This window comes from Pseudomonas sp. 478, from assembly GCF_003254125.1.
Classification (GTDB): Bacteria; Pseudomonadota; Gammaproteobacteria; order Pseudomonadales; family Pseudomonadaceae; genus Aquipseudomonas.
Window position 1 is genome coordinate 386,165 of the sequence record NZ_QKZG01000004.1, and the last position, 22,734, is coordinate 408,898.

Below are 22,734 nucleotides of genomic sequence, written 5' to 3' on the forward strand. Positions count from 1 at the left end.
ATGGCGCACCTCCCGCACCGGCCACCCCATGGACATCGATCTAGCCCGCACCTTTCTGGAAATCGTCCGCCACGGCAGCCTTGCCGCGGCGGCTGAAAAACTCCACGTTACCCAGACCGCGATCACTGCGCGGGTACAGAAACTCGAAAGCCAGCTAGGAAGTACGTTGTTCGTACGCAACCGCGCCGGTGCGCGCCTGACGCCGAACGGTGAAGCCTTCGTGGTCTACGCCAATCAACTGGTCGAAACCTGGGAAGCGGCGCGCCGGGACTTGCCGTTGCCCGAGGGTTATCGCGACGTATTGCACATCGGTGGCGAGGTCAGTCTGTGCAACCCGCTGATGCTCAGCTGGGCCGGCGCGCTGCGCGAGAAGATTCCCAGCCACGCCCTGCGCATGGAAATCCGTGACGGCGAAAACCTGCTGCGCCAACTGGAACTGGGGGTTCTGGATGCGGCGCTGGTTTACCAGCCCGAGTATTGGCCACGCCTGCAAGTCGAACAGGTGCTAGAAGAAAAACTGGTCCTCATCCGCCTGGCCGCACGACCCGATCCCTACGTGTATATCGACTGGGGCCCGGACTTCCGCCGTCAGCACGATGCGGCCCTGCCGGAAAAAGCCAAAGCCGCGTTGAGCTTCAACCTCGGCCCACTGGGCTTGCAGTACATTCTGGAAAACGGCGGCAGTGGCTACTTCCGTACCCGGGTGGTTCAGAGCTATCTGCAAAGCGGTGTGCTGGAGCAAGTGCCCAAAGCCCCCGAATTCAGCTACCCGACCTATCTGGTTTACTCCCGAGACCGCGATTCGGCGACCCTGCAACACGCCTTCGACCTGCTGCGCGAAGTGATCAAATCCGACGATGACTGGTCGCAACGCTGGAACCCGCTGACCTGAGCCCGGTTTGCACCGAAGCATGGCAGTTGCGTCCTCAAGGTTGGGCCAGCCAAAACGCCGGGATCGTCTAATCTGCTGGAGATAACAATAACGACAGGTGATTGCAGTGAGGCAGACCACCGAAGCTTTCCGCGCCCGCTACCGCGCTGCTATTCATCCGCTCTACAACCCATGGCTGCACGGCGCTTTTGTGCTGCTATTCGGGGTGCTGGCCATCGGCGGATTCTGGAGCACCGTGCACCGGGTACAGCCACTGGAATGGCTGGCGGTGCCGTTGACGTTGTTGTTTTTCAACTTCGGCGTGTACAGGGTCCATCGGCACTTGGGGCATCATAAAAAAAACTTCGCGCGGATGTTCTACGCCCGCCATGCCGGCGACCATCACAGCTTTTTCGCCCCCGGCCACATGAGCTACGACACTGCCAGGGACTGGCGGGTGATTCTGTTTCCAGCCTGGCTGATCGTGTTGCACACGGTCGTCATCACCCTGCCCGTCTGGTGGTTGCTTGAGCAGTTCGATGCCAACGTCGCCGGGCTGTTCGGCGGCTGCCTGGTCCTCGGCTACCTGACCTATGAAGTGTTCCATGCCTGCGAGCACCTGCCACCCGAGAACCCCGTCACACGGTTGCCGTGGATCCGCCAGATGCGCCGCCTGCATGAGCTGCATCACCGTCGTGAGCTGATGCAGGAACGCAATTTCAATATCGTTTTTCCGCTGATGGACTACCTGTTCGGCACCCTCTATTGGGAACCCGAGCCGATCGATCTGCACCCGACGAGAACGCCCATGACCTGCATGCAGCATCAGATCGACATTGCTGGAGACCCGATTGACGTACTCGCCTATGCCAGCACCGTGACCCGTTGGCCGGAGTGGCATCCTTCGTCCCTCAAGGTCGATGGCCAGAGCGGTCCGCTGCATGCCGGGGGGCGGTTCGAGGAAGACATCAAGGCGGGCGGGCGTGAGGGACACTTGCACTGGGAGGTTAACGAATACCTGCCAGGACGCCGCTGGAGTGCCTGGGCCCATGACGATCACGGGTTGTCTTTGGTGGTGACTTACGAGTGCGAGGCCCAGGGCGATGGCACACGCTTTGTCCGCACCCTGGAGTATCGGTTCAGCGGCCTGGCGATGCGCATTGCCAATCGACTGCTGCTCAGGCGCCGCATCGATCGTGAGTCGGCAGCGTCGATGCTGGCATTGCGCGAAATGGCGCAAAAACAATGGGCCCCGGCAGGAGTCAGCGTGTGAGTCGAACCGTCAAGTTTCGCCATGTGGTGTTGCTGGTGGTCGTTGCCATCGGCGCCTTTCTGCTGCTGATGCCGACCAAGGTTCAACCGGTGGCCTGGACACCGTCACCGGCGCCCTCCCTCACCAGCGGCCTCTACGCCGACAATCAGCGCCTCAAAGGCATGGAGCGCGTCGGCGCCGCTGATATCGACGGCCCGGAAGCGTTGCTGCTGGAGGAAAACGTGCTCATCACGGGTTTGCATGACGGCCGATTGATCCGTACCAGCCTCGACGGCAAAGTCACCAAGGTTCTGGCTGATACGGGCGGCAGACCCTTGGGCCTGGCCCGTCATCCCAACGGTCTGCTGGTGATTGCCGACGGGGTCAAGGGCTTGCTGTCACTGGATGCCCAGGGCCGGTTGATTCCATTGACTACGGCGGCCAACGGCGTGCCCTTCGGTTTCACCGACGACGTGGCGATCGACAAATCCGGGCACTACGCCTATTTCAGTGATGCCTCCAGCCGCTTTGGCTACGGCAGTGACGGCGACGCGATTATCGAGCACGGCGGCGATGGCCGCTTGCTGCGTTATGACTTCCAGACCGGCAAGACCGAGGTCCTGCTGGATAAGCTGGAATTCGCCAACGGCGTGACCCTGGGCCCAGACGATGCCTTTGTGTTGGTCAACGAAACGGGAGCCTATCGCATCAGTCGCTACTGGCTGAGCGGGCCGAAAGCCGGCACCCGTGATCTATTCATCGACAACTTGCCAGGGTTGCCGGACAACCTCGCGTTCAATGGCCACGACCGCTTCTGGGTGGCGCTCTATGCACCGCGCAACGCATTGCTCGATGCCACCGCGTCGCATCCCTTCGTGCGCAAGATGATCGTGCGGGCCATGACTTTCCTGCCTAAACCGGTGGAGAAACGCGCCTTCGCGCTGGGCCTGGATCTGGACGGCAAAGTGATCGCCAACTTGCAGGACGGTAGCAGCGACAACTATTCGCCGATCACCACCGTTCGCGAGTATGGGGATTGGTTGTATTTCGGATCGTTGAAGGCCAGACACATGGCGCGGTTACCGTTGAGCACTGCGCTGCAAAAGTAACGCAAATCAAATGTGGGAGCGGGCTTGCTCGCGAAAGCGGAGAGTCAGGCGACCTCTTTATCGACTGGAAGATCGCTTTCGCGAGCAAGCCCGCTCCCACATTGATTGTGATCAACGCGGATCCATCTCTCTGTCGCGCACCGCATTATCCGTTTCCTCACGCACCCTTTCCGGGTCCATGCCGGTGGTTTCATCCTCGTCCAGCGGGCGCACGCCTTCATTGTCGGGCAGTTCGTCGATGCCCGGCTCATCTTCGGGATTGAGGGTGGTGCGTCCTGGACTCAGGGGTTCGGGATGCGTTGGGATGGGATCGTAGCCGCCCTGCTCTTCGCTGGGGAATTTTGGATTCATGGGGCACCTCGCATGGAGCCGTCAATTCGGACTCTGAACATTCGAGGTGCCGGTATTTATCACCGTTCCAATTTTTCAGTCACCGATCGTCGGTGACCAGATGGGCGCGTCAGGACGGCGTCTGGAGCCGATCAACGATCTTTTGCTTAACCTGCACACGCTTCTCCTTGAGTTTCTTCAATGCGTCATCGCTGGGCGCATCCGATTTTGCGGATTCAGCTTTTACGACCTCCGCATCCGCCTGTGAATACTTGTTGATCAGTGAATCCAGTAATGGATCCTTGGTGCGTTTTTGCTGGATATCTTCCTTTGAAAGTTTGAGATCCTGATAAAGGTCGTGTGGCACCGGCATGGAACACCTCCGTTTGTTGATCGGAGGCAAACGCGATCAATGGCGTTCACCAAGTACCAGAATGGCCTCGGTTAGCCCCTTCTGTCGACCGCCTATCAGACCAGCGGTGCCCGTTCGTCGCCCTGGCGCAAACGCAATAAAACCTTTGCCCGCTCGTCGGCATCCACACGTTAACGATCACTCGATCGCCCATGAAAACCTGTGTGGAGAATAACCAATGGACGGATTTACCCTGCGCCACCTCAGTTTGGCTATTGCCTTGAGCACCAGCATGGGCACGGCGCTCGCTGCCACTTCCAAAGACTTCGTCGACAACGCGGCCGCGGGTGGTATCGCGGAAGTCGAAACGAGCCGATTGGCCCTGGAAAAAAGCTCATCGGCGGACATCAAGGCATTCGCCAACATGATGATCACCGACCATTCCAAGGCCAACGATGAACTGGCGGCGCTGGCGAAAAAGCATGACATCAAGGTGCCGGACAGCACGACGCTGGTCAAACAAGCGAAAGAGAAAATCCTCGACTTGCGCGATGAATCTTTCGATGCGGCCTACGCCAACAATCAGGTAAAGGCCCATGAAGACACCATTGAGCTGTTCAAGAAAGAAGCCAACACCGTGACGGACGACAGAAGCAAAGGCGCCACGGAGCTGAAAGGTTTCGCGCAAAAAATGCTGCCGACGCTGGAGAAGCATCTGGATATGGCGAAAAAACTCCAGGCGGCTCATCCAGACAAATGAAGCTGTCCAGTCCTGAAACAGGTTTACACCTGTTTCACCTCAGCGCCCGATGCACCGCATCGGGCGTTTTGTATTTTAAGGACAAGGTGCGGCGAACTTTAGACCGGCCTGACAAATTGCCATCGCGGGCAAGCCCGCTCCCACAGGAACTGAGTCGTTCACAAATCCTGTGGGAGCGGGCTTGCCCGCGATGAGGACCGCAAGAACACCACGAATTCAAGCCGTGCCAAGAACTCTGGCCAAAAACGGCGCCGTCCGGCTCTTTTTGCTTTTAGCCACTTTCTGCGGTGTGCCTGCAATAACAATCTTCCCGCCCTGATCCCCCGCCCCCGGGCCGATGTCGATCACCCAGTCACTCTGCGCCACCACGCGCATTTCATGTTCGACGACGATCACCGTATGCCCCGCCGTCACCAGCGTATTCAGCTGTTCGAGCAAGCGATCGACATCCCTTGGGTGCAAACCGGTGGTGGACTCGTCGAGCACATACAGGGTTGCCCCGCGCTGGTTGCGTTGCAGTTCGGTGGCCAGTTTGATCCGCTGGGCTTCACCGCCCGACAGCTCGGTCGCCGGCTGGCCGAGGCGCAGGTAACCCAGGCCGATATCGCGCAGCACCTCCAGCGAGCGGCGAATACCCGGTTGCTCGGCAAACACCGTGACCGCCTCGTCCACCGTCAGTTGCAGCACCTGGGCGATGTTCAACCCTTGCCAGATGATTGCCAGCGTCTCGGGGTTGTAGCGCGCGCCGTGGCAGGTCGAGCACGGTGCATAGACGCTGGGCATGAACAGCAACTCGACGCTGACAAAGCCTTCACCTTCGCACGTCGGGCAACGGCCCTTGGCGACGTTGAAGGAAAACTGGCCCGCGTCGTAACCCTCGGCCCGGGCTTCAGGCGTGGCGGCGTACAGTTTGCGTACGTTGTCGAAGAGCCCGGTGTAGGTCGCCAGGTTCGAGCGCGGTGTGCGGCCGATGGGTTTCTGATCGACTTGCACCAGGCGCTTGATCGACGCCAGCCCCGCCGTGACCTGACCGCCGCTGACCTGCGGTGCGTCGTCCTCAAGGCTCAACTCCTCGGGCTCGCTATCACTCACCGCCCGCCCTAGATGGGCGCCTATCAGCTCGAGCAACGCCTGACTGACCAGGCTGGATTTACCGGAGCCCGAGACACCGGTCACCGAGGTGAAACAGCCCAGTGGAAACTCGGCACTGAGGTTGTTCAGGTTGTTGCGGGTGATGCCTTCGAGCCGCAACCAATCGGTCGGCTTTCGGCTGACACGCGATTGGGTGACCTGCTCGGCGAACAGATAAGCACGCGTCTGCGAGTTCGTTATCTCGGCCAGCCCTGGCGGTGGCCCGCTGTACAGAATTCGGCCACCCTGCTCGCCGGCCGCCGGGCCTACGTCGATCAACCAATCGGCGCGGCGCATGGTTTCCAGATCATGCTCGACCACAAACAGGGTGTTGCCGGCAATTTTCAAGCGTTGCAGGGCTTCGAACAGCGCTTCGCCATCCGCCGGGTGCAGGCCGGCCGACGGTTCATCCAGCACGTAAATCACCCCGAACAACTGCGAACCCAATTGCGTCGCCAGGCGCAGACGCTGCAACTCGCCGGACGACAGCGTCGGCGTGCTGCGTTCCAGCGCCAGGTAACCGAGCCCCAGATCGGTCAACGTACTGACCCGCTCCAACAAATCCTGAGCTATCCGTTGCGCGGCCAAGCGTTTCTCCACCGACAGGTTCGGTGTGTGGCGTACATCCGGCGCGTTGGCGTGACCACTGGCACCGTGGGCCACTCGTTGCTCGCGGGCTTCGCGGGTCTGGTCGTGTGTCAATACCTCACCCGCCGCCTCGGCCTGTTCGAGGTAGCTGTGAGCGGCGACTGGTTTCAAGACTTCGGCCACTTGCAGCAACGGCATCTGCGACAGTTCGCCGATATCGTAACCGGCAAAGGTTACCGACAACGCCTCGCGCTTGAGCCGTTTGCCGTCGCACAACGGGCACGGGCTGCCGAGCATGAATTGCGAGACGCGCTTCTTCATCAGCGCGCTTTGGGAATGGCTGAAGGTGTGCAGGATATAGCGCCGGGCGCCGGTGAACGTGCCCTGGTAACTCGGTTCCATGTTGCGCTTGAGCGCGACTCTGGTTTCTTCGGGGGTGAGCCCGGCATACACCGGCACCGTGGGGGTTTCTTCGGTGAAGAGAATCCAGTCGCGCAGTTTTTTCGGCAGATCGCGCCAGGGTTTATCGACGTCGTAACCCATCGTCACCAGAATGTCGCGCAGGTTCTGTCCCTGCCAGGCGGTGGGCCAGGAGGCGACCGCGCGCTGGCGAATGGTCAGGCTCGGGTCCGGTACCATCAACGCTTCGGTGACTTCATACACCCGCCCCAACCCATGACATTCGGGGCACGCGCCCTGGGGCGTGTTGGGCGAAAAGTCTTCCGCATAGAGCATCGGTTGCCCCGATGGATAACTGCCGGCCCGGGAGTACAGCATGCGGATCAGGCTCGACAACGTCGTCACGCTGCCCACCGAAGAGCGCGTGCTTGGTGTGCCCCGTTGTTGCTGGAGCGCCACCGCCGGTGGCAAGCCTTCGATGGAGTCGACGTCCGGCACGCCGACCTGATCGATCAGACGCCGCGCATAAGGCGCCACGGACTCGAAATAGCGGCGTTGCGCTTCGGCGTAGAGGGTCGAGAACGCCAACGACGATTTCCCCGAACCGGACACGCCAGTGAACACCACCAGGGCATCCCGGGGGATATCGACATCGACGTTTTTGAGATTGTGTTCCCGGGCGCCGCGCACCCTGACCATGCCGGAGGGGGGATTGGAAGTCATGAGCAGCCTTGATTGGAAGGTTCAAAGAAATGCGGTTCACCTGTAGGAGCTGAGCTTGCTCGCGATAGCGGTGTGTCTGACGCACCGCCATCGCGAGCAAGCTCGGCTCCTACAGGGGTTGATCGTTCAGCCGTTGAGAACGGTGCGCACCATATGGGTCAGCGCCTGGGGACCATAGGGTTTGCTCAGTAAATAAGTATCAGGGCTGAGCTGGTGATTGCGCGAGATAATGTCACGGGTGTGGCCCGAGGTGAACAGCACGGCCACCGGCGGCGTCTGCACCTTGGCCCAGGCGGCCAGGTCCGCGCTTTTGATCAGGCCGGGCATGACCACGTCGGTGAAAATCAGGTCTACCACGGCGCCCTCCAGCAACATCTGCATCGCGACGTCACCGTTGGCCGCCGTCAGCACTCGATAACCTTCTTCACTCAGCAACTCCACCGCTGAGCTGCGCACCGCCTCGTTGTCCTCGACCACCAGAATGGTTTCGTGTCCGCCTCGCTGTTGCGGGTCATGACGTGTCGTTTCGTTGAGCATCGGGCGCAGGCTGCGAGGGAAATACAGCTGCACCCGCGTGCCCTGCCCGACCACACTGGAAATCTCGATATGCCCGCCACTCTGCTTGACGAAACCGAACACCATGCTCAGGCCCAGCCCCGTGCCCTGGCCATCGGCCTTGGTGGTAAAAAACGGCTCGAAAGCCTGGGCGAGTACTTGCGGCGACATGCCGATACCCTTGTCAGCCACCGCTACACAGACATAGTCACCGGCGACGATGCCCTTGCCTGCACAAAACTTGCTATCAAGGGCAATGTTCTCGGCGCTCAGGTCAATGGTCCCCTCGCCGTTCATAGCGTCACGGGCATTGATCGCCAGATTGAGGATGGCATTTTCCAGTTGATTGCGGTCCACGTAGATGTGCCAAAGGGCTTCAGCCGCGCTGACATTGATCTGGATGGTTTCCCCCAGCGCCCGCTGCAACAATTCCCCGAGCCCATCGAAGACCTGCCGCAGATCGCAGACCGCTGGCGACAAGGGCTGACGACGGGCGAACGCGAGCAATTGCGAAGACAGTTTGGCGCCACGTTCGACCGCGGCAATCGAAGCGCTGACCCGGCGCTGCACATTGGCGTTGTCCGGTTCATGCCGCGCCAGCAAGTGCAGGTTGCCGGCGATCACCTGCAACAGGTTGTTGAAGTCATGGGCCACGCCGCCGGTGAGGCCGCCGATGGCTTCGAGTTTCTGCGATTGACGCAATTGTTCTTCAGCAGCCAGTCGCGCTTCGACTTCGTCGGCAACGCGTTGCTCCAGGTTGCGGGTGAACTTGAGCAGGGATTCTTCGGCGCTCTTGCGTTCGTGGATATCGATCAACACCCCGGGAAAACGGAACGGTTCGCCCTGCTCGTTGAACTCGCAGCCACCACTCGCCAGCACCCACAGATAACTGCCATCCGGGCGCAGGACCCGATACTCGGCGTTAAACGGTTCGCCGGTTTCCACGGATTGATCGATCTGCTCCTGCACCCAACTGCGGTCATCGGGATGGATCCGTGCTGCGGCGATCTCCATTGGCAGGTCGGCCAGGTTTTGCTCCGGCGGGTAGGAAAAGGTGCGGGCAAAACGCTCATCACCGGAGAGCACATTGTCCTTGATGTCCCAGACGAACGAGCCGAGCAAAGCCCCGGCATTGAGCGCCAGGCGCACCCGCTCGTTGTCGGCGTGATAGGCGTCCTCGGCGGCCTGACGACGGCGTTCGGAAATCACATGCTCGGTGGTCTCGACCACCATCGCCATGACCCCGGCCGGTTTCCCGTCGTCATCCGCCACCGGGCTGTAATAGAGGTCCAGCCAGACATCTTCGGGAACCCCGTCGCGCAGTAATTCCAGGACTTTGTTGCGATAGGACAAGGTGCCGCCGGCCAGGCAGGTATCGACCACATGCCGATTGAATTCGGCGACTTCCGGCCAGCCCAGCTCCACCGGAGAACCCAACAGGTAAGGATGGCGGCCACCGGCAAATTTGGAGTACGCATCGTTATAGATCATGTAACCCGGTCGGCCCCACAGCATCACCATCGGCAATGGGGACGCGAGCATCAACTGCACCGCGCTGCACAAGCTTCTGGGCCAGGAGTCCATGTTCCCAAGCTCAGTCAGGCTCCAGTCGAACGCGCGGATGCGCCCGGCCATTTCACCGTTCCAGCCTGCACACCCATGGCTATAGTCTAAAAACTGCATCGACTGATTCTGTATCCCTGTAGATGACTGGCTTAAGGGATCGCAACGGCATGAGGACGGTACGTGCCCGTTTGTTTCGAGCCTCGCCGTCGCCAATGGTTTCATAGAGGTTAGCTGATTCACATCATCCAGGCTTTTGCAGCAATGGAGCTCTACAGACGAACCATGTAGCAGCTACCTTGTGGCGAGGGGATTTATCCCCGTTCGGCTGCGAAGCAGTCGTGAATTCAGACGACGCGGTGCATCAAATAGACCGTGCGTTCAGGTTTTGCGCCTGCTTCGCAGCCGAACGGGGATAAATCCCCTCGCCACAAGCACTGTGTTGAGCATCAAACCTCAATCAGGTGCTTGAGCGGGTGGTAGCCGGTTTTCAGCGTGGCGGCGACGTCGAGAATCGCCTTCTCGATGCCATTCAAATGCATGCAGGTCAGTTCGATCGCGGCGCTCTGATTTCCCGCCTCGATGAACTCGATCAGCCGCAGGTGTTCGTCGTCGCGGCAGGCTTCGTGACTGTCGTCATTCAGCGCGGCGGCGTACAGCGAGGCGCGGGAAATCAGCTTGCGGAACCAGTCCAGCAACACCGGGTTGTTCAGGCTTTACGCGAGTTTGATGTGGACCTCACGGGAGATTATCTTTGGCGAAGTGTTGATGGCGCATGTACGGGATGAATTGATCGACCCGAAAACCTTGTATATCGATCAACTCGGGCTCAATGCGATTGGGCGGATGGGGGGCATGGGTATGCGCGCGCACGCGATTATTTTGATTTGCCGACACGCTCGTTGCAGGCGTGGACGGAGGCGCCGGGAGGTGGCAAGCGGTTTTGGCCGCTGAGTAAGTGAGACTTGTGCTGTGTCAGGTAGATCCCGCCTCACCCTAACCCTCTCCCAGAGGGAGAGGGGACTGGTCGTGGGTATCTCACGGTATACGGCGACCTGAGTATTTTGTTTTGAATCCATAATCGACCCGATTTAACAGGTCGATGAATTTCGCCACACACCTCGGTCAGTCCCCTCTCCCCCTGGAGAGAGGGTTAGGGTGAGGGGTGGCCCGTGAGCATGAAAACAATCTCAATCAGTGCCGTATTTCGGCGAACGCGGCCCGTACAGCAACCCTGCCGGTTGTCCTGCCGATAGCAGCCGTGCACTGGTCACACCGGCAATCGGGTGACCGGCATCGGTGGAACTGTTGATCACTTGCTTCACCGCCGCCGTAATCAGCATGCCAACCAAACCACCGCCACCGTTGTTACCGCCCTCCTCGCTCGAAGCCCGAGCCGAGCCGGTCCACAGGGTGGTGCCGCTCTTGAGGTCCACCAGTTTCGCGCTGGCCGTCACCACGGTTTCACTGTTGATGATCATGTAGCGAGTGCCGTAGTCCGTCACAGTGATGTACAGCGCAGCATCGGCACCGAAGATTTCTTGCAGTTTGTTGGCCGGTGCCTGATGGATATCCGCCGGTGTGGTCAAGCCATTCTGGCGGAACGTCTCATCGACCAGAGCGATCGGTAGCACGTAGTAACCGGCTTCAGCCAATGGGTACGTGACCTGCGACAACAGGCTGTAGGACGCCTTGACGTCCGGCGAGTTGTTCAGCGGCGGCAGCACCAGAATGGTTTTTGGACGACTTTGCTTGTAGGCCGAATAGTCCACGGTCTTGGGGCTGACGCAACCGCCGAGTACCGCCAGAGCCAGTAGCCCGGCCATCAGTTTCAATGAGCGCGCGGTCATTGGATGTCTCCGGTCTTGGCGTTTTTAAGCAAAAAGTCCATGTACGGCGTCGACTCGGGGAACAACGTCTTCTCGGTTCTGAATTGCTGCACCATCTGATCATCCTTTCCCATGCTCAGGTACAACAGCCCCAAGTGAGCGTGGTAGCCAGGCGGCGGAGTATTGCCGGTGGACCTGATCTTCTGCAGGTCGCGCTCCAGCGCTTCGGCCTGAGCTTCCTTGGGTTCTTCACCCTTGAAGTACTCATAGACTTCCGGCTGGTAGCTTTCCCACTGGTAAAGGGTTTTCGGGCCGCTGTTGCAGCCGGCCAACAGGCCACTGACCAGCACGGTCGACGCCATCAGCGCCCATTTCGCATAAATCTTGAACATGCTTGTACCGCTCCTTGTCATCGACTTCGATCAGTTGTGCGGTTTCCATGCACCGGCATTCATGCCGTCCACCAGACGATTGATCGCCTCGCGCATGGCCAGGTCGAGCACTTTGCCGTTGAGGGTCGAGTCGTAGGCAGCGGTGCCGCCAAAGCCGATGACTTCGCGGTTGGACAAGGCGTATTCGCCCGCGCCCTGAGTCGAATAAACCACTTCGGACGTGCTGATGTTGACGATGTTCAGGTTGACCTTGGCGTAGGCCACCTGGGTCTTGCCGCGACCGAGAATGCCGAACAACTGGTGATCGCCAGTCTCTTTGCGGCCGAACTCGGTGACATCTCCGGTGACCACAAAGTCAGCCCCCTTGAGGCGCTGGGACTGGCCCTTGATCGCGGCCTCTTGCTGGATTTCGTCCATATTGTCGCGATCCAGCACGCTGAAGCGGTTGGTTTGCTGCAAGTGAGTGATCAGGATGGTCTTGGCCTGACCGCCGAGGCGATCCACACCGTCGGAAAAGATCCCGCGCATGTAGCTCGAACGGTTGTCGAACTTGCCGACCGCCATGGGTACGCGAACGCCGGCATAAGCGAGGCTTGCGCTTTCGACCTTTTCTACCGGCAAGGCGCGCGAGCTTTCGGTCGCACACCCGGCCATCGCGCCGAAGAGGGCAATCGCTGCCGCCGATACCAACATCCGAGAGATCATTCTCACTGCGCATTCCTTTTGAAAAACGGTTTATCCCGACACGGCAATAGCTGGCCACTGCGGGTTGCAGCGGCGAAAAAGCGAGAGGGGAATCAAATCGACAATCGACGTGCGGGACGTCGGCGGCCGGCATTATGCCAAAGTGCCACTATCGAAGACAGTATTAAATTATTCAGGCATCAACGCATTGGCTCGCGCGATCGTTCCCACGCTCTGCGTGGGAATGCAGCCACGGACGCTCCGCGTCCGCTGTGACGCAGAGCGTCACGGGAGGCGTTACCACGCAGAGCGTGGGAACGATCAGGTCGGGCTCAGCGGAAATCCCGGCTGCGTACGCTGATGCCGTCGAGCAATGGGCTCAGGTCGCTCAACCGTCCGGCAATCAAATGCCGCACTTCGCCTTCCTTTTCCCAGCGCCCGTCGACCTTGAGCAATTGCGAGCCCACCAACACCTGGCGCTGCCGGTCGGCCAAGTCGCGCCAGACAATGACGTTGACGTTGCCGAACTCATCTTCAAGGGTGACAAAGGTCACACCACTGGCGGTGCCCGGGCGTTGTCGGCCGGTCACCAGCCCGGCGACGCTGACCGGTCGTCCATGCTCGACCTCCAGCAGCTCCTTCGAACTGCGGCAGCGCCGGGCTTTCAATTCACCCCGCAATAGAGCCAGCGGATGCGGACCGAGCGTGGTGCCGACACTGTTGTAATCGGCCAGCAGGTCCTCGCCGACGGTGGGTTTTGGCAACGACACCGCGCCCTCCTCCTGACTCGGCAGACCGGCAAACAAGCCGAGCTGTTTCTGCACACCCGCCACTTCCCAGCGCGCCCGATGGCGGTCACCCGCCAAGCCACGCAGCGCACCGGCATCGGCCAGTTGCTCCTGGGCGCGGGCATCGAGTCGCGCCCGTTCGCCGAGGTCGGCAATGTCGATAAACGCCCCTTTCGACCTCGCCGTTTCGATGCGCCGGGCATCGTCCTCACGAAAGCCCTTGATCATCCGCAACCCCATGCGGATCGCCGGCTGGGCACCGGTGATCGGTTCGAGGCTGCAATCCCAGTCACTGGCGCGCACGTCCACCGGGCGAATCTGCAAATGATGCCGGCGCGCGTCCTGCAGAATCTGGTCCGGGCTGTAGAAACCCATGGGCCAGCTGTTGATCAGCGCACAGGCGAAGGCCGCCGGCTCGTGGCATTTCAACCAGCAACTGGCGTAGGTCAACAAGGCGAAACTGGCGGCGTGGGACTCGGGAAAACCATAACTGCCGAAGCCTTTGATCTGCTCGAAGATCTGCGCGGCAAACTCGGCCGTGTAGCCGTTTTTCTTCATCCCGGCGGCCAGGCGATCCTTGTGCGGCTCCAGCCCGCCGTGGCGTTTCCAGGCGGCCATGGAGCGGCGCAACTGATCGGCCTCGCCGGGGCTGTAGTCGGCGGCGACAATCGCAATCTGCATCACCTGCTCCTGGAACAGCGGCACGCCCAGCGTGCGCTTGAGCACGGTTTCCAGTGCCGGGGACGGATAGACCTCGGGTTCTTCCTTGTTTCGGCGTCGCAGGTACGGATGCACCATCCCGCCCTGAATCGGCCCCGGACGGACAATCGCCACCTCGATCACCAGGTCATAGAAGGTCCGGGGTTTGAGCCTGGGCAACATCGACATCTGCGCCCGGGACTCGATCTGGAACACGCCGATGGTGTCGGCACGACCGATCATGTCGTAGGTCTGCGAGTCTTCGGCCGGGATCGTCGCCAGACTCAGGTCCCGATGGCGATGACGGCGCAACAGATCGAAACAGCGGCGGATCGCACTGAGCATGCCCAACGCCAGGATATCGACCTTGAGCAGCCCGACGGCATCGAGGTCGTCCTTGTCCCACTGGATGATGGTGCGCTCGGCCATGGCGGCGTTTTCCACCGGGACCAGGCTGTCCAGAGGCTGCTCGGAAATCACGAAACCGCCGGGGTGCTGGGACAGGTGTCGGGGGAAACCGATCAGCTGCCCCGTCAGGCTCAGCACCCGGCGCAGCACCGGACTCTCAGGATCGAACCCGCCTTCAAGCAGGCGCTCCACCGGCGGTGTTTCATCACTCCAGTGGCCACAGCAATCGGCCAGGGCGTTGATCTGATCCGGCGGCAACCCCAGAGCCTTGGCCACATCACGTACCGCGCCGGCCGCATGATAGGTGCTGACCACCGCCGTCAGCGCCGCGCGGCTCCGGCCATAACGCTGGAACACGTACTGCAGGACTTCTTCGCGGCGTTCATGCTCGAAATCGACGTCGATATCCGGCGGTTCGTTGCGCTCTTTGGAGAGAAAGCGCTCGAACAACAGCGTGGTGCGATCCGGATCGATTTCCGTGATGCCCAAGGCAAAGCACACCGCCGAGTTGGCCGCCGAACCACGGCCCTGACACAGGATTTTTTGCTCACGGGCAAATCGCACAATGTCGTGAACTGTCAGGAAATAGCTTTCGTAGCCCAGCTCGGCGATCAGCTCCAGCTCCTTGTCGATCTGCGTCAGCACCTGGGCCTGCGGGCCTTTTGGCCAGCGCCACGCGATACCCTCCTCGGTCAAATAACGCAGCCAGGACGTGGCTGTCTGGCCTTCAGGGACCAACTCCCGGGGATATTGATAACGCAACTGACCGAGGTCGAAGGTGCAACGCCGGGCGATGTTCAGCGTTTCGTCGAGCAGTGTTTGCGGGTAGATCGATTGCAGAGCCTCGATACTGCGCACATGCCGCTCGCCATTGGGATGAAGACGCAACCCGGCCTCCGCCACCGGCACGTGATGACGGATCGCTGTCATGGTGTCCTGCAAAGCGCGTCGCCCACGAGCGTGCATGTGCACATCACCGCTGGCCACTGCCGGAATTCGCAGTTCGCCCGCCAGAGTCAGCAGCGCAGCCAACCGTCGGGTATCGTCCTGGCCGCGATGTAGCTGGACGGCCAGCCACAGGCAATCGACGAAGGTCTGTTTCAGCCAGTGGCCCTGTTCGACGTCATCGACCGCGTCCGGCACCCACAACGCCAACAGCCCCGGTAAAGGTTCACTGAAGTCCTCGCGCAGCACTTGATACTGGCCTTTCTGCGTGCGGCGCCGCGCTCGGGTAATCAGTCGGCACAGGGTCTGGTAACCCTCGAGGTTTTCCACCAGCAACACCAGTTTCGGACCGTTCTCGATGCGCATTTCGCTGCCGATAATCAGCGGCAGCTCCACGGCTTTGGCCGCTTGCCAGGCGCGGACGATACCGGCCAGCGTGCATTCATCGGTGATCGCCAAGGCCTGATAGCCCTGCTTTTTCGCCCGCTGAAAGAGTTCGAGGGCACTGGAAGCACCGCGCTGGAAACTGAAGTTCGACAGGCAGTGCAGCTCGGCATAGTCGACACTCATGCGAACCAGCCTTGCAGCCACAACGGGCCGTCCTCGCCGACCGCACGATAGGCCCAGCCCTGCTGGCCGGAACGGGTTTCGATCAGGAAGTAATCGCGGCGCACATCAGCGCCGTCCCACCAACCGGACTCGATGCGTTCCGGGCCCATCAGGATGCGCGCCGAACCTTCGTGCACCGCCAGCGGTTCAGTCAGCAGCCAACCCGGACGTTGCACCGCAGGCAGCCCTGCACAGCGCTGACTGTCGACACTGGCCTGCCACGCGCATTCCGGCCGGTGATCGGCCTGGAACCGCAAGCCCTGCACCGCGTCATCCCCCAACCGCGCACGCAAGCGTTCGCGCAGTTGCTCCCAGGGCAAGGACTGCTGCGGGCGGTCGTCGAACAGTTCCTGATACTGGGGAACGAAGGCCGGCAAGTCTTCGGCGCGCAGGCGAAAACCGCGCACCGGGGCCTCGACCTGGACGTGCTCCAACCGACCCCGGGCCAGTTCAAAGAGCATCGCCGGATCACGTTCGGCGCTGAGCAGGCCGACCTTGATGACGGTGTCCGGCAAGCCGGCGTGCTCCAGGTGCAGGTCGAAACGCTGCACGCCGCTGTCCCGACCGCAAAGAAACGCTGACAGGTCACCGGTCAGCCGGCGTAACGGAAACAGCAGCGCCTGATGGGACTGCACGTCGAAGTTGAGCTCGATGCGCACATCGAACCGGTCCGGCGGCAAGTAGAACGCCAGCGCCAGCCGCCGTAACCCGAGCAAGGCGTCCAGATGCTTGAGCACTTGGGCCTCGAAACGCCGGGCCAGACTATGGCGAGGCAACGCCTGAACCTGGCTCAAGGTGCGCAACCCCATGCGCGACAATGCGCTGGCAACGCTGGTTTCCAGCCCGATCCGGTCGATGGGCAACTGCCCTAGGTGATGTTGCAAGGCTTGATCGTCGGGCACCACCAGACCGTCATAAGCGTTGGCCAGCACCCGTGCCGCCACCGGGTTGGGCGCGGCAACAATCCGATGGCGAAACCCCAACTCGCCGAGTTCGGCGCGCAACCGCGCCTCGAATTGCGGCCAGGCGCCGAACAACCCCAGGCTGGACTCGATTTCAAACACCACCGCACGCGGGTAATGCACGCTGACTTGTGAACTGAATCGATAAGCCCAGGCGGCCAGAAACTGCTGCCAGTGCTCGATCTCGGCAGCGTCGTATTCAGCCGTGACAAACCCTTTGCTCAAGGCCTGGGCGGCGGTCATCGACTGGCCCGGACGCAAGCCCAGCGCCCGGGCCGAAGCGTTGACCGCTTGCAACACCCGACGCTGGGCCGGGCCGGTCAGCAGCGCCAGCGGCTCATCGGGATCGGCGCGCTGACGCAGTACCGCGTCCAGCGCCAATTGCGGGAAGAGAATGCACACCCAGCGCATGGCAACCTCAATGTCCCACGGGGAAGGCAATCGGCGCCGAACGCGCCAACCCGCCCCGGCACTTGAGCACGCGCAATTGCGCAGGTTTGGCATCGATGGCGATGCGCAGCGCCGCGGGCGAAGGGTTGATCGCCTCATTGATCGAGCGGTAGGCAAACGCCAGGGTCGAGCCGGTTTCCGCCGCCACCTGCAAACGCCGCAACGCCCGGTCATCGGCCTTGTGCGGCCAGCACAACACCGCGCCGCAACTGCCCGAACGCAGGCATTGTTCCGCTGCCCACAAGGCATCGCGCTCGCTGGCCTGGATGATCGACAACTGACGCAGATCGACCCCGGCGTTCTGCCAGGCCTGGGGATAGGGCACGTAAGGCGGTGCCACCAGCACGATGCGCTCGCCCGCGGCGGACAACCGCGCCAGCGCTGGCCACACCAGTTGCAACTCGCCAACACCCTGCCCGGCCAAAAGGATTTCGGTCAGCGCCGCTTCCGGCCACCCCCCCGTAGGCAACGCCGCATCCAGCGCGGCATGCCCGGTGGGTTGCGGGCTGACAGCCGGTGGCGCAGGCCGGCCCTTCCAGACCTGGCCGCCATTGAACAGCGTATCCAGCGCAACGACGGCGCCCATCACCCTTGCCTCACCAGACCGCAGAACACCCCTTCGATGGCCAGGTCCTGACTGGCTTCGACGATGATCGGCTGGTAGGCCGGATTGCGTGGCAGCAATCGGACACTCTCACCGACCCGCTCGAAACGTTTGATGGTGACTTCCCCGTCGAGTCGCGCAACGACGATCTGGCCGTTGACCGCCTCGGGATTGCGGTGCACGCCCACCAGGTCGCCGTCGAGTATGCCGTCCTCGATCATCGAGTCACCCTGGACCCGCAGCATGTAATCCGGCACCCGCGAGAAGATCGACGGGTCGAGCAGCAAGCGGCTGTGAACCTCGGCATCGGCACCGATCGGCGCCCCCGCCGCCACCCGACCGAGTACCGGAATGTCCAGCAACTCGGGCCGCGCCGGTTGCCCGAGCAAACGAATGCCCCGGGCCTGATGCGCATTGACCTCGATAAAACCGGCCTCGGTCAGCGCCAGCACATGCTTGCGCGCCACGCTGCGGGAGGCGAAACCGAACGCCTCGCTGATTTCAGCGAGGCTCGGGGACTGGCCCTGCTCGGCGATTCGATCGCGGATAAAGGTCAGGATGGCGGTACGGCGGGGAGTTAAAGTCGTCATGGAGTACATTTGTACTCTTTTGGCTTTTTTCTGGCAAGGACCGCCAGTCAGCTGGCTGGTCGACCACACAACCCGAGGCAAACACAAATTACGGTGTCGGCGGAGGCCGACAGGGTGAATGAGGCTCCGTTCCACTCAGGGCCGGCCTCTTCGCGAGCCTCGCTCCCACAGTGGATCGAAGCCAGCCGCAAATCCTGCCTACACCACGAAACCTGTGGGAGCGAGCCTGCTCGCGATGGCGGCCGTTCAGTCAATGCAGATGCAAGCTATGCCGGCCTCTTCGCTCTCCATTTGGATTGAGTTTCAACGGAGCAAGGGATTTCGACTTTCAGATGCGCCGAACGCAGCCTCACGCTGCTCGACAGCTGCTACATCGACGGGGCATTCAGTGAGCGTTAGCCGCGCATGAGGATCTGATCCATCACCCAATCGGTTTTCAGCGCCTGTTCGGCAACCGCTGGATGCTGCGCTTCTCCACGGATATGGGCGTTCATACCCAGTACGTGATGCCACTGGATGTGCTCATGATTGTCGATGTGCAGGCTGAGAGTTTCATCGGCTTCAAGCTGAACCGGATGCTCATCGAATACGGAAAAGCTGATCCGGCCTTTGCTACCGATCAGTTCGACCCGGTCCTCGCGACGATCCGCCACAAAGTTCCAGCAGCCCATGCCCAAAGCACCGCCAGCAAACCGCCAACTGGCGCTGACGGCATCCTCGGCGGCATATAAACCGGCCTGGTGCGCGGTAAACCCGGCGACTTCGACGATGTCACCCAGCAGGTACTGGAACAGGTCGAAGCCATGACTGGCCAGGTCGGCGAAATAACCACCGCCAGCAATAGCCGGGTCGGTGCGCCAGTTATCTGTACCGCCAAGATCGGTCGGAGATGGCGCTTTGGTCAGGGTCCAGGTCAGGTGCCGGACCTCGCCGATCCGCCCTTCCTCCAGCCATTGCCGCACTTGCTGGAAGCGCGGCAGCGAACGTCGGTAGTAGGAAACAAACAGGTGCAGCCCGGCGTCGGCAAAGACCTTTTGCATCTCATGACTTTGCCCGGCATTCAACGACATGGGTTTCTCGACGCAGCAATGTTTGCCGGCGGCGGCCACCCTCAAGGCGTAAGCGTGATGACTGTCAGGTGGCGTGGCGATGTACACCGCGTCGACCTCGGGATCATTGATCAACGCTTCCACGTCGGTGTAGACCCGAGCGATGCCGTGGCGCGCCGCGTAATCCGTCACCGCTTCCAGACGCCGGCCCATCACCGCCACCAGCGCCGAGCCGGGCGCCTTGTAGAAGGCCGGCCCGCTCTTGCGTTCAGCGACGCTGCCACACCCGATCATGCCCCAGCGCACCACGTTCATAGTCACTCCCTGATGTTTAGCCGACGCGCAGTGCGCGCAGGTCCAGATGACCGTCCTTGAGCGGCGGGCACCAGTAATAGCCGCCGGTGATCGGCCGGCTGATGCGATACAAACCGTCGGTGATGCCGTCTTCCAGACCGCTCATGCGGCGCAGTTGGGCTTCGAAAGCGTCGAGGGAGAAACCGAAGGCCAGGAACATCAGGCCGGCGCGATCGCCTTCGATCCAGGGCATGGAGCGGCGCACCACGAAAGCCTCGGGGGCGAAGCTCTCCTGGGCGGTGCGTTTGACGTGAGCGGAGATCGGCGCGTCGTCGAGTTCTTCGTTGTCGCTCAAACGACGGCCCATGATGTTGTCCTTCTCATGGGACGGCATCGCGTGAAAGCCTTTCAGATCATGCTGCCACTGCTGGATCGCGGCGAAACTGCCGCCGACCATTCCGTCAGCGCCGTCACTCACCAGCGCAGCAGCAACGGCGGCTTCGTCGTGAGGGTTTTCGGTGCCGTCTTCGTAACCGGTCAGGTCGTGGCCGGAGAGGTGGCGGAAGGTTTCGTTCATCTGCACCAGGCGCAGGGCCGGGGCCAGCGCGGCTTCGATGGCATTGCTGCGGTTGAGCAATTCGCCACGGTCGACACCGTGCAACCAACACCAGAGCGCGTGCTGGGTGGACGGGTTGTCGACGCCGACACCGGTCAACGCCGGAAAGGCGCGCAAGCCTTCGATTTGACCCTTGAGGGCCTTGACCAGGGACTCACCGAACCCGACCACGGCCGACTTCCCGTCCACCAGGCCTTTAAGATTCTCCAGCGCGGCCGGCAAGGCAGCGGCGGATTCGAGTGCGAAGAACATATGACGAGCTTGAGGCGGAACTGGGGTGGCGAGAATGCCCGGCTGGTAGTAACTCATATGAACTCCTTCAGAAAGAGCGCGAAGTTTAACCGCAGGATCGGCACTTGTGTGTTTTCAGGGCAAAAGGTCGCAGCCCCGTAACCCTATAGCCGCTATGACGATCCGCAACGTCAAGCCAAAAGAATCCTAAGATGAGCCATGACAAGCGAGTCCGAGGTCTGCTAAAACGATTCATCAATTGCATCACCCAATCCAGACGGGGTAGCGACATGACCACAGCACACATCCTTGGCAACCTGTTTCCCGACGCCAGCGACATCCCGGAAAAATATCGCCTCAATGGCCAGACCGAACAGCGTGAATACCTGGTCGACGGCGAGCTGAAAACCTGGTCCGGGCCCCTCGCCCAAGTCCGCAGCCCGGTGTACCTGACGGGTGAAAATGGCGATGAACAAGTGATCCTCGGCAGTACGCCGCTGCTCGATGCCGACACCGCATTGACCGCCCTCGACGCCGCCGTCCGTGCCTATGACCGGGGCCAAGGTCTGTGGCCGACAATGCGTGTGGCCGAACGCATCCAGCACGTCGAAACCTTTCTCGGACGCATGCGCGAACAGCGCGAGGCCGTGGTCAAGTTGCTGATGTGGGAAATCGGCAAGAACCTCAAGGACTCGGAGAAAGAGTTCGACCGCACCTGCGATTACATCGTCGACACCATCAATGCGCTCAAGGAACTCGACCGTCGCTCCAGCCGTTTCGAACTGGAACAGGACACCCTCGGCCAGATCCGCCGCGTCCCGCTGGGTGTGGCGTTGTGCATGGGACCTTACAACTACCCGTTGAACGAAACCTTCACCACGCTGATCCCGGCGCTGATCATGGGCAACACCGTGGTGTTCAAACCGGCCAAGCTCGGTGTGCTGCTGATTCGTCCGTTGCTGGAAGCGTTCCGCGACAGCTTCCCGGCCGGGGTGATCAACGTGATCTACGGCAGCGGCCGCGAGACCGTCAGCGCGCTGATGGCCAGCGGCAAGATCGACATCTTCGCGTTTATCGGCACCAACAAAGCCGCCAGCGACCTGAAAAAACTCCATCCAAAACCACACCGCTTGCGTGCGGCGTTGGGCCTGGACGCGAAGAACCCCGGCATCGTGCTGCCTGAGGTGGATCTGGACAACGCGGTCAGCGAAGCGCTCACCGGTTCCTTGTCTTTCAACGGTCAGCGCTGCACCGCGCTGAAAATCCTCTTCGTCCATGAAGACGTGGTCGACTCGTTCATCGAGAAATTCAACGCCAAACTCGCCAGCCTGAAACCCGGCATGCCGTGGGACAGCGGCGTGGCGCTGACGCCGTTGCCAGAAGCAAGCAAGGTCGATTACCTGCACTCGCTGGTGGCGGATGCCGTCGGCAAAGGCGCCACCGTGGTCAACCCCAACGGCGGTGAAGCCCGCGCTTCGTTCTTCTACCCTGCCGTGCTGTACCCGGTGACGCCGCAGATGCGCGTCTATCAGGAAGAACAGTTCGGCCCGGTCGTGCCGATCGTGCCTTACCGGCATCTGGACACAGTGATCGATTACGTTCTGGAATCGGACTTCGGCCAGCAGCTGAGTATCTTCGGCACCAACCCGGTGGCGGTCGGCCGGCTGGTCGACACCTTCGCCAACCAGGTCGGCCGGATCAACCTCAACGCCCAGTGCCAGCGCGGTCCGGACACCTTCCCGTTCAACGGACGCAAGAACTCCGCCGAAGGCACGCTGTCGGTGCATGATGCGTTGCGGGTGTTTTCGATTCGCACCCTGGTGGCGACCAAGTTCCAGGAAACCAACAAAGAACTCATCAGCGAAATCATCAGCGGACGCAGTTCGAGTTTCCTGACCACCGATTACATCTTCTGAGGAGACCGAGCCTGAGCACATTCAGAGACAGCCGA

The 22,734-nt window shown here is 61.2% G+C and carries 18 protein-coding genes and 2 pseudogenes; 6 read left to right on the forward strand and 14 right to left on the reverse strand.

Annotated features, from left to right (window positions below; all coding sequences use genetic code 11):
• Positions 1 to 28: 28 nt before the first annotated feature.
• The 3 genes from DFS28_RS11510 (at position 29) to DFS28_RS11520 (ending at position 3,232) form a co-directional block, all read left to right on the forward strand.
• Positions 29 to 892, forward strand: a complete 864-nt coding sequence (locus tag DFS28_RS11510) for a LysR family transcriptional regulator (protein WP_111449840.1) — start codon at positions 29 to 31, stop codon at positions 890 to 892.
• A 106-nt stretch (positions 893 to 998) separates the two neighbouring features.
• Positions 999 to 2,144 (forward strand): SRPBCC family protein, encoded by a 1,146-nt coding sequence (locus DFS28_RS11515; protein ID WP_111449841.1) that lies wholly within the window; start codon positions 999 to 1,001, stop codon positions 2,142 to 2,144.
• Positions 2,117 to 3,232: an SMP-30/gluconolactonase/LRE family protein gene (locus DFS28_RS11520; protein ID WP_371922166.1), complete on the forward strand. Its 1,116-nt coding sequence runs from the start codon at positions 2,117 to 2,119 to the stop codon at positions 3,230 to 3,232. Before DFS28_RS11515 ends, DFS28_RS11520 begins: the two co-directional genes overlap by 28 nt.
• Positions 3,233 to 3,343: 111 nt before the next feature.
• On the opposite strand, the gene DFS28_RS11525 is transcribed toward DFS28_RS11520, so the two are convergent.
• Both DFS28_RS11525 and DFS28_RS11530 read right to left on the reverse strand, forming a co-directional pair.
• Positions 3,344 to 3,583, reverse strand: a complete 240-nt coding sequence (locus tag DFS28_RS11525) for a hypothetical protein (RefSeq protein ID WP_111449843.1) — start codon at positions 3,581 to 3,583, stop codon at positions 3,344 to 3,346.
• A gap of 109 nt (positions 3,584 to 3,692) precedes the next feature.
• The gene (locus DFS28_RS11530; RefSeq protein ID WP_111449844.1) at positions 3,693 to 3,935 is read right to left on the reverse strand and encodes a hypothetical protein; all 243 of its coding nucleotides are present in this window, start codon (positions 3,933 to 3,935) and stop codon (positions 3,693 to 3,695) included.
• A gap of 217 nt (positions 3,936 to 4,152) precedes the next feature.
• Here DFS28_RS11530 and DFS28_RS11535 point away from each other — a divergent pair, with 217 nt between their 5' ends.
• Positions 4,153 to 4,674 (forward strand): DUF4142 domain-containing protein, encoded by a 522-nt coding sequence (locus DFS28_RS11535; RefSeq protein ID WP_111449845.1) that lies wholly within the window; start codon positions 4,153 to 4,155, stop codon positions 4,672 to 4,674.
• A 216-nt stretch (positions 4,675 to 4,890) separates the two neighbouring features.
• Here DFS28_RS11535 and DFS28_RS11540 read toward each other — a convergent pair whose 3' ends face one another.
• From DFS28_RS11540 to DFS28_RS11550, 3 genes and pseudogenes are all read right to left on the reverse strand, one after another.
• Positions 4,891 to 7,515 (reverse strand): excinuclease ABC subunit UvrA, encoded by a 2,625-nt coding sequence (locus DFS28_RS11540; RefSeq protein WP_111449846.1) that lies wholly within the window; start codon positions 7,513 to 7,515, stop codon positions 4,891 to 4,893.
• Positions 7,516 to 7,641: 126 nt separating this feature from the next.
• A complete protein-coding gene (locus DFS28_RS11545; protein ID WP_111449847.1) occupies positions 7,642 to 9,753 on the reverse strand; it encodes a PAS domain-containing sensor histidine kinase in 2,112 nt (703 codons plus the stop codon).
• A 329-nt stretch (positions 9,754 to 10,082) separates the two neighbouring features.
• Positions 10,083 to 10,373 (reverse strand): annotated as a pseudogene (locus tag DFS28_RS11550) (FCD domain-containing protein); the annotation flags it as partial.
• Here DFS28_RS11550 and DFS28_RS30830 point away from each other — a divergent pair.
• A pseudogene (locus tag DFS28_RS30830) lies at positions 10,369 to 10,595 on the forward strand (flavin reductase family protein); the annotation flags it as partial. The pseudogenes DFS28_RS11550 and DFS28_RS30830 overlap by 5 nt on opposite strands.
• A 228-nt stretch (positions 10,596 to 10,823) precedes the next feature.
• Here the strand turns inward: DFS28_RS30830 and DFS28_RS11560 are convergent.
• The 9 genes from DFS28_RS11560 to DFS28_RS11600 all read right to left on the reverse strand — a co-directional run bounded on the left by DFS28_RS11560 (position 10,824) and on the right by DFS28_RS11600 (position 20,861).
• A complete protein-coding gene (locus DFS28_RS11560; protein ID WP_111449848.1) occupies positions 10,824 to 11,483 on the reverse strand; it encodes a DUF799 domain-containing protein in 660 nt (219 codons plus the stop codon).
• Positions 11,480 to 11,824, reverse strand: coding sequence for a DUF4810 domain-containing protein (locus DFS28_RS11565; RefSeq protein ID WP_371922169.1), 345 nt, complete (start codon positions 11,822 to 11,824; stop codon positions 11,480 to 11,482). The genes DFS28_RS11560 and DFS28_RS11565 overlap by 4 nt, the downstream gene beginning before the upstream one ends.
• A 60-nt stretch (positions 11,825 to 11,884) precedes the next feature.
• On the reverse strand, positions 11,885 to 12,559 hold the full coding sequence (locus tag DFS28_RS11570) for a CsgG/HfaB family protein (RefSeq protein WP_165933960.1): 675 nt from the start codon (positions 12,557 to 12,559) through the stop codon (positions 11,885 to 11,887).
• 311 nt (positions 12,560 to 12,870) lie between these two features.
• On the reverse strand, positions 12,871 to 15,969 hold the full coding sequence (locus tag DFS28_RS11575; RefSeq protein ID WP_218281365.1) for an error-prone DNA polymerase: 3,099 nt from the start codon (positions 15,967 to 15,969) through the stop codon (positions 12,871 to 12,873).
• Positions 15,945 to 17,360, reverse strand: coding sequence for a DNA polymerase Y family protein (locus tag DFS28_RS11580; RefSeq protein ID WP_111449852.1), 1,416 nt, complete (start codon positions 17,358 to 17,360; stop codon positions 15,945 to 15,947). Before DFS28_RS11580 ends, DFS28_RS11575 begins: the two co-directional genes overlap by 25 nt.
• A gap of 7 nt (positions 17,361 to 17,367) precedes the next feature.
• Positions 17,368 to 17,985, reverse strand: coding sequence for a translesion DNA synthesis-associated protein ImuA (gene imuA / locus DFS28_RS11585; protein WP_008155007.1), 618 nt, complete (start codon positions 17,983 to 17,985; stop codon positions 17,368 to 17,370).
• On the reverse strand, positions 17,985 to 18,602 hold the full coding sequence (gene lexA, locus DFS28_RS11590; protein ID WP_111449853.1) for a transcriptional repressor LexA: 618 nt from the start codon (positions 18,600 to 18,602) through the stop codon (positions 17,985 to 17,987). Before lexA ends, imuA begins: the two co-directional genes overlap by 1 nt.
• 386 nt (positions 18,603 to 18,988) lie before the next feature.
• Entirely contained in the window at positions 18,989 to 19,957 is a 969-nt protein-coding gene (locus tag DFS28_RS11595) for a Gfo/Idh/MocA family protein (protein ID WP_111449854.1), read from the reverse strand.
• Positions 19,958 to 19,973: 16 nt separating this feature from the next.
• A complete protein-coding gene (locus DFS28_RS11600) occupies positions 19,974 to 20,861 on the reverse strand; it encodes a Dyp-type peroxidase (protein ID WP_111449855.1) in 888 nt (295 codons plus the stop codon).
• Between the two features lie 212 nt (positions 20,862 to 21,073).
• Between DFS28_RS11600 and DFS28_RS11605 the strand changes: the two genes are divergently transcribed.
• Entirely contained in the window at positions 21,074 to 22,699 is a 1,626-nt protein-coding gene (locus DFS28_RS11605) for an NADP-dependent glyceraldehyde-3-phosphate dehydrogenase (protein WP_111449856.1), read from the forward strand.
• Positions 22,700 to 22,734: the final 35 nt, after the last annotated feature.

Coding starts and splice junctions, on each gene's coding strand:
- DFS28_RS11510 (WP_111449840.1), top strand. CDS start 29: ATGGACATCGATCTAGCCCGCACCTTTCTGGAAATCGTCCGCCACGGC.
- DFS28_RS11520 (WP_371922166.1), top strand. CDS start 2,117: ATGGGCCCCGGCAGGAGTCAGCGTGTGAGTCGAACCGTCAAGTTTCGC.
- DFS28_RS11525 (WP_111449843.1), bottom strand. CDS start 3,583: ATGAATCCAAAATTCCCCAGCGAAGAGCAGGGCGGCTACGATCCCATC.
- DFS28_RS11530 (WP_111449844.1), bottom strand. CDS start 3,935: ATGCCGGTGCCACACGACCTTTATCAGGATCTCAAACTTTCAAAGGAA.
- DFS28_RS11535 (WP_111449845.1), top strand. CDS start 4,153: ATGGACGGATTTACCCTGCGCCACCTCAGTTTGGCTATTGCCTTGAGC.
- DFS28_RS11540 (WP_111449846.1), bottom strand. CDS start 7,515: ATGACTTCCAATCCCCCCTCCGGCATGGTCAGGGTGCGCGGCGCCCGG.
- DFS28_RS11545 (WP_111449847.1), bottom strand. CDS start 9,753: ATGCAGTTTTTAGACTATAGCCATGGGTGTGCAGGCTGGAACGGTGAA.
- DFS28_RS11560 (WP_111449848.1), bottom strand. CDS start 11,483: ATGACCGCGCGCTCATTGAAACTGATGGCCGGGCTACTGGCTCTGGCG.
- DFS28_RS11565 (WP_371922169.1), bottom strand. CDS start 11,824: ATGGCGTCGACCGTGCTGGTCAGTGGCCTGTTGGCCGGCTGCAACAGC.
- DFS28_RS11570 (WP_165933960.1), bottom strand. CDS start 12,559: ATGATCTCTCGGATGTTGGTATCGGCGGCAGCGATTGCCCTCTTCGGC.
- DFS28_RS11580 (WP_111449852.1), bottom strand. CDS start 17,360: ATGCGCTGGGTGTGCATTCTCTTCCCGCAATTGGCGCTGGACGCGGTA.
- imuA (WP_008155007.1), bottom strand. CDS start 17,985: ATGGGCGCCGTCGTTGCGCTGGATACGCTGTTCAATGGCGGCCAGGTC.
- lexA (WP_111449853.1), bottom strand. CDS start 18,602: ATGTACTCCATGACGACTTTAACTCCCCGCCGTACCGCCATCCTGACC.
- DFS28_RS11595 (WP_111449854.1), bottom strand. CDS start 19,957: ATGAACGTGGTGCGCTGGGGCATGATCGGGTGTGGCAGCGTCGCTGAA.
- DFS28_RS11600 (WP_111449855.1), bottom strand. CDS start 20,861: ATGAGTTACTACCAGCCGGGCATTCTCGCCACCCCAGTTCCGCCTCAA.
- DFS28_RS11605 (WP_111449856.1), top strand. CDS start 21,074: ATGACCACAGCACACATCCTTGGCAACCTGTTTCCCGACGCCAGCGAC.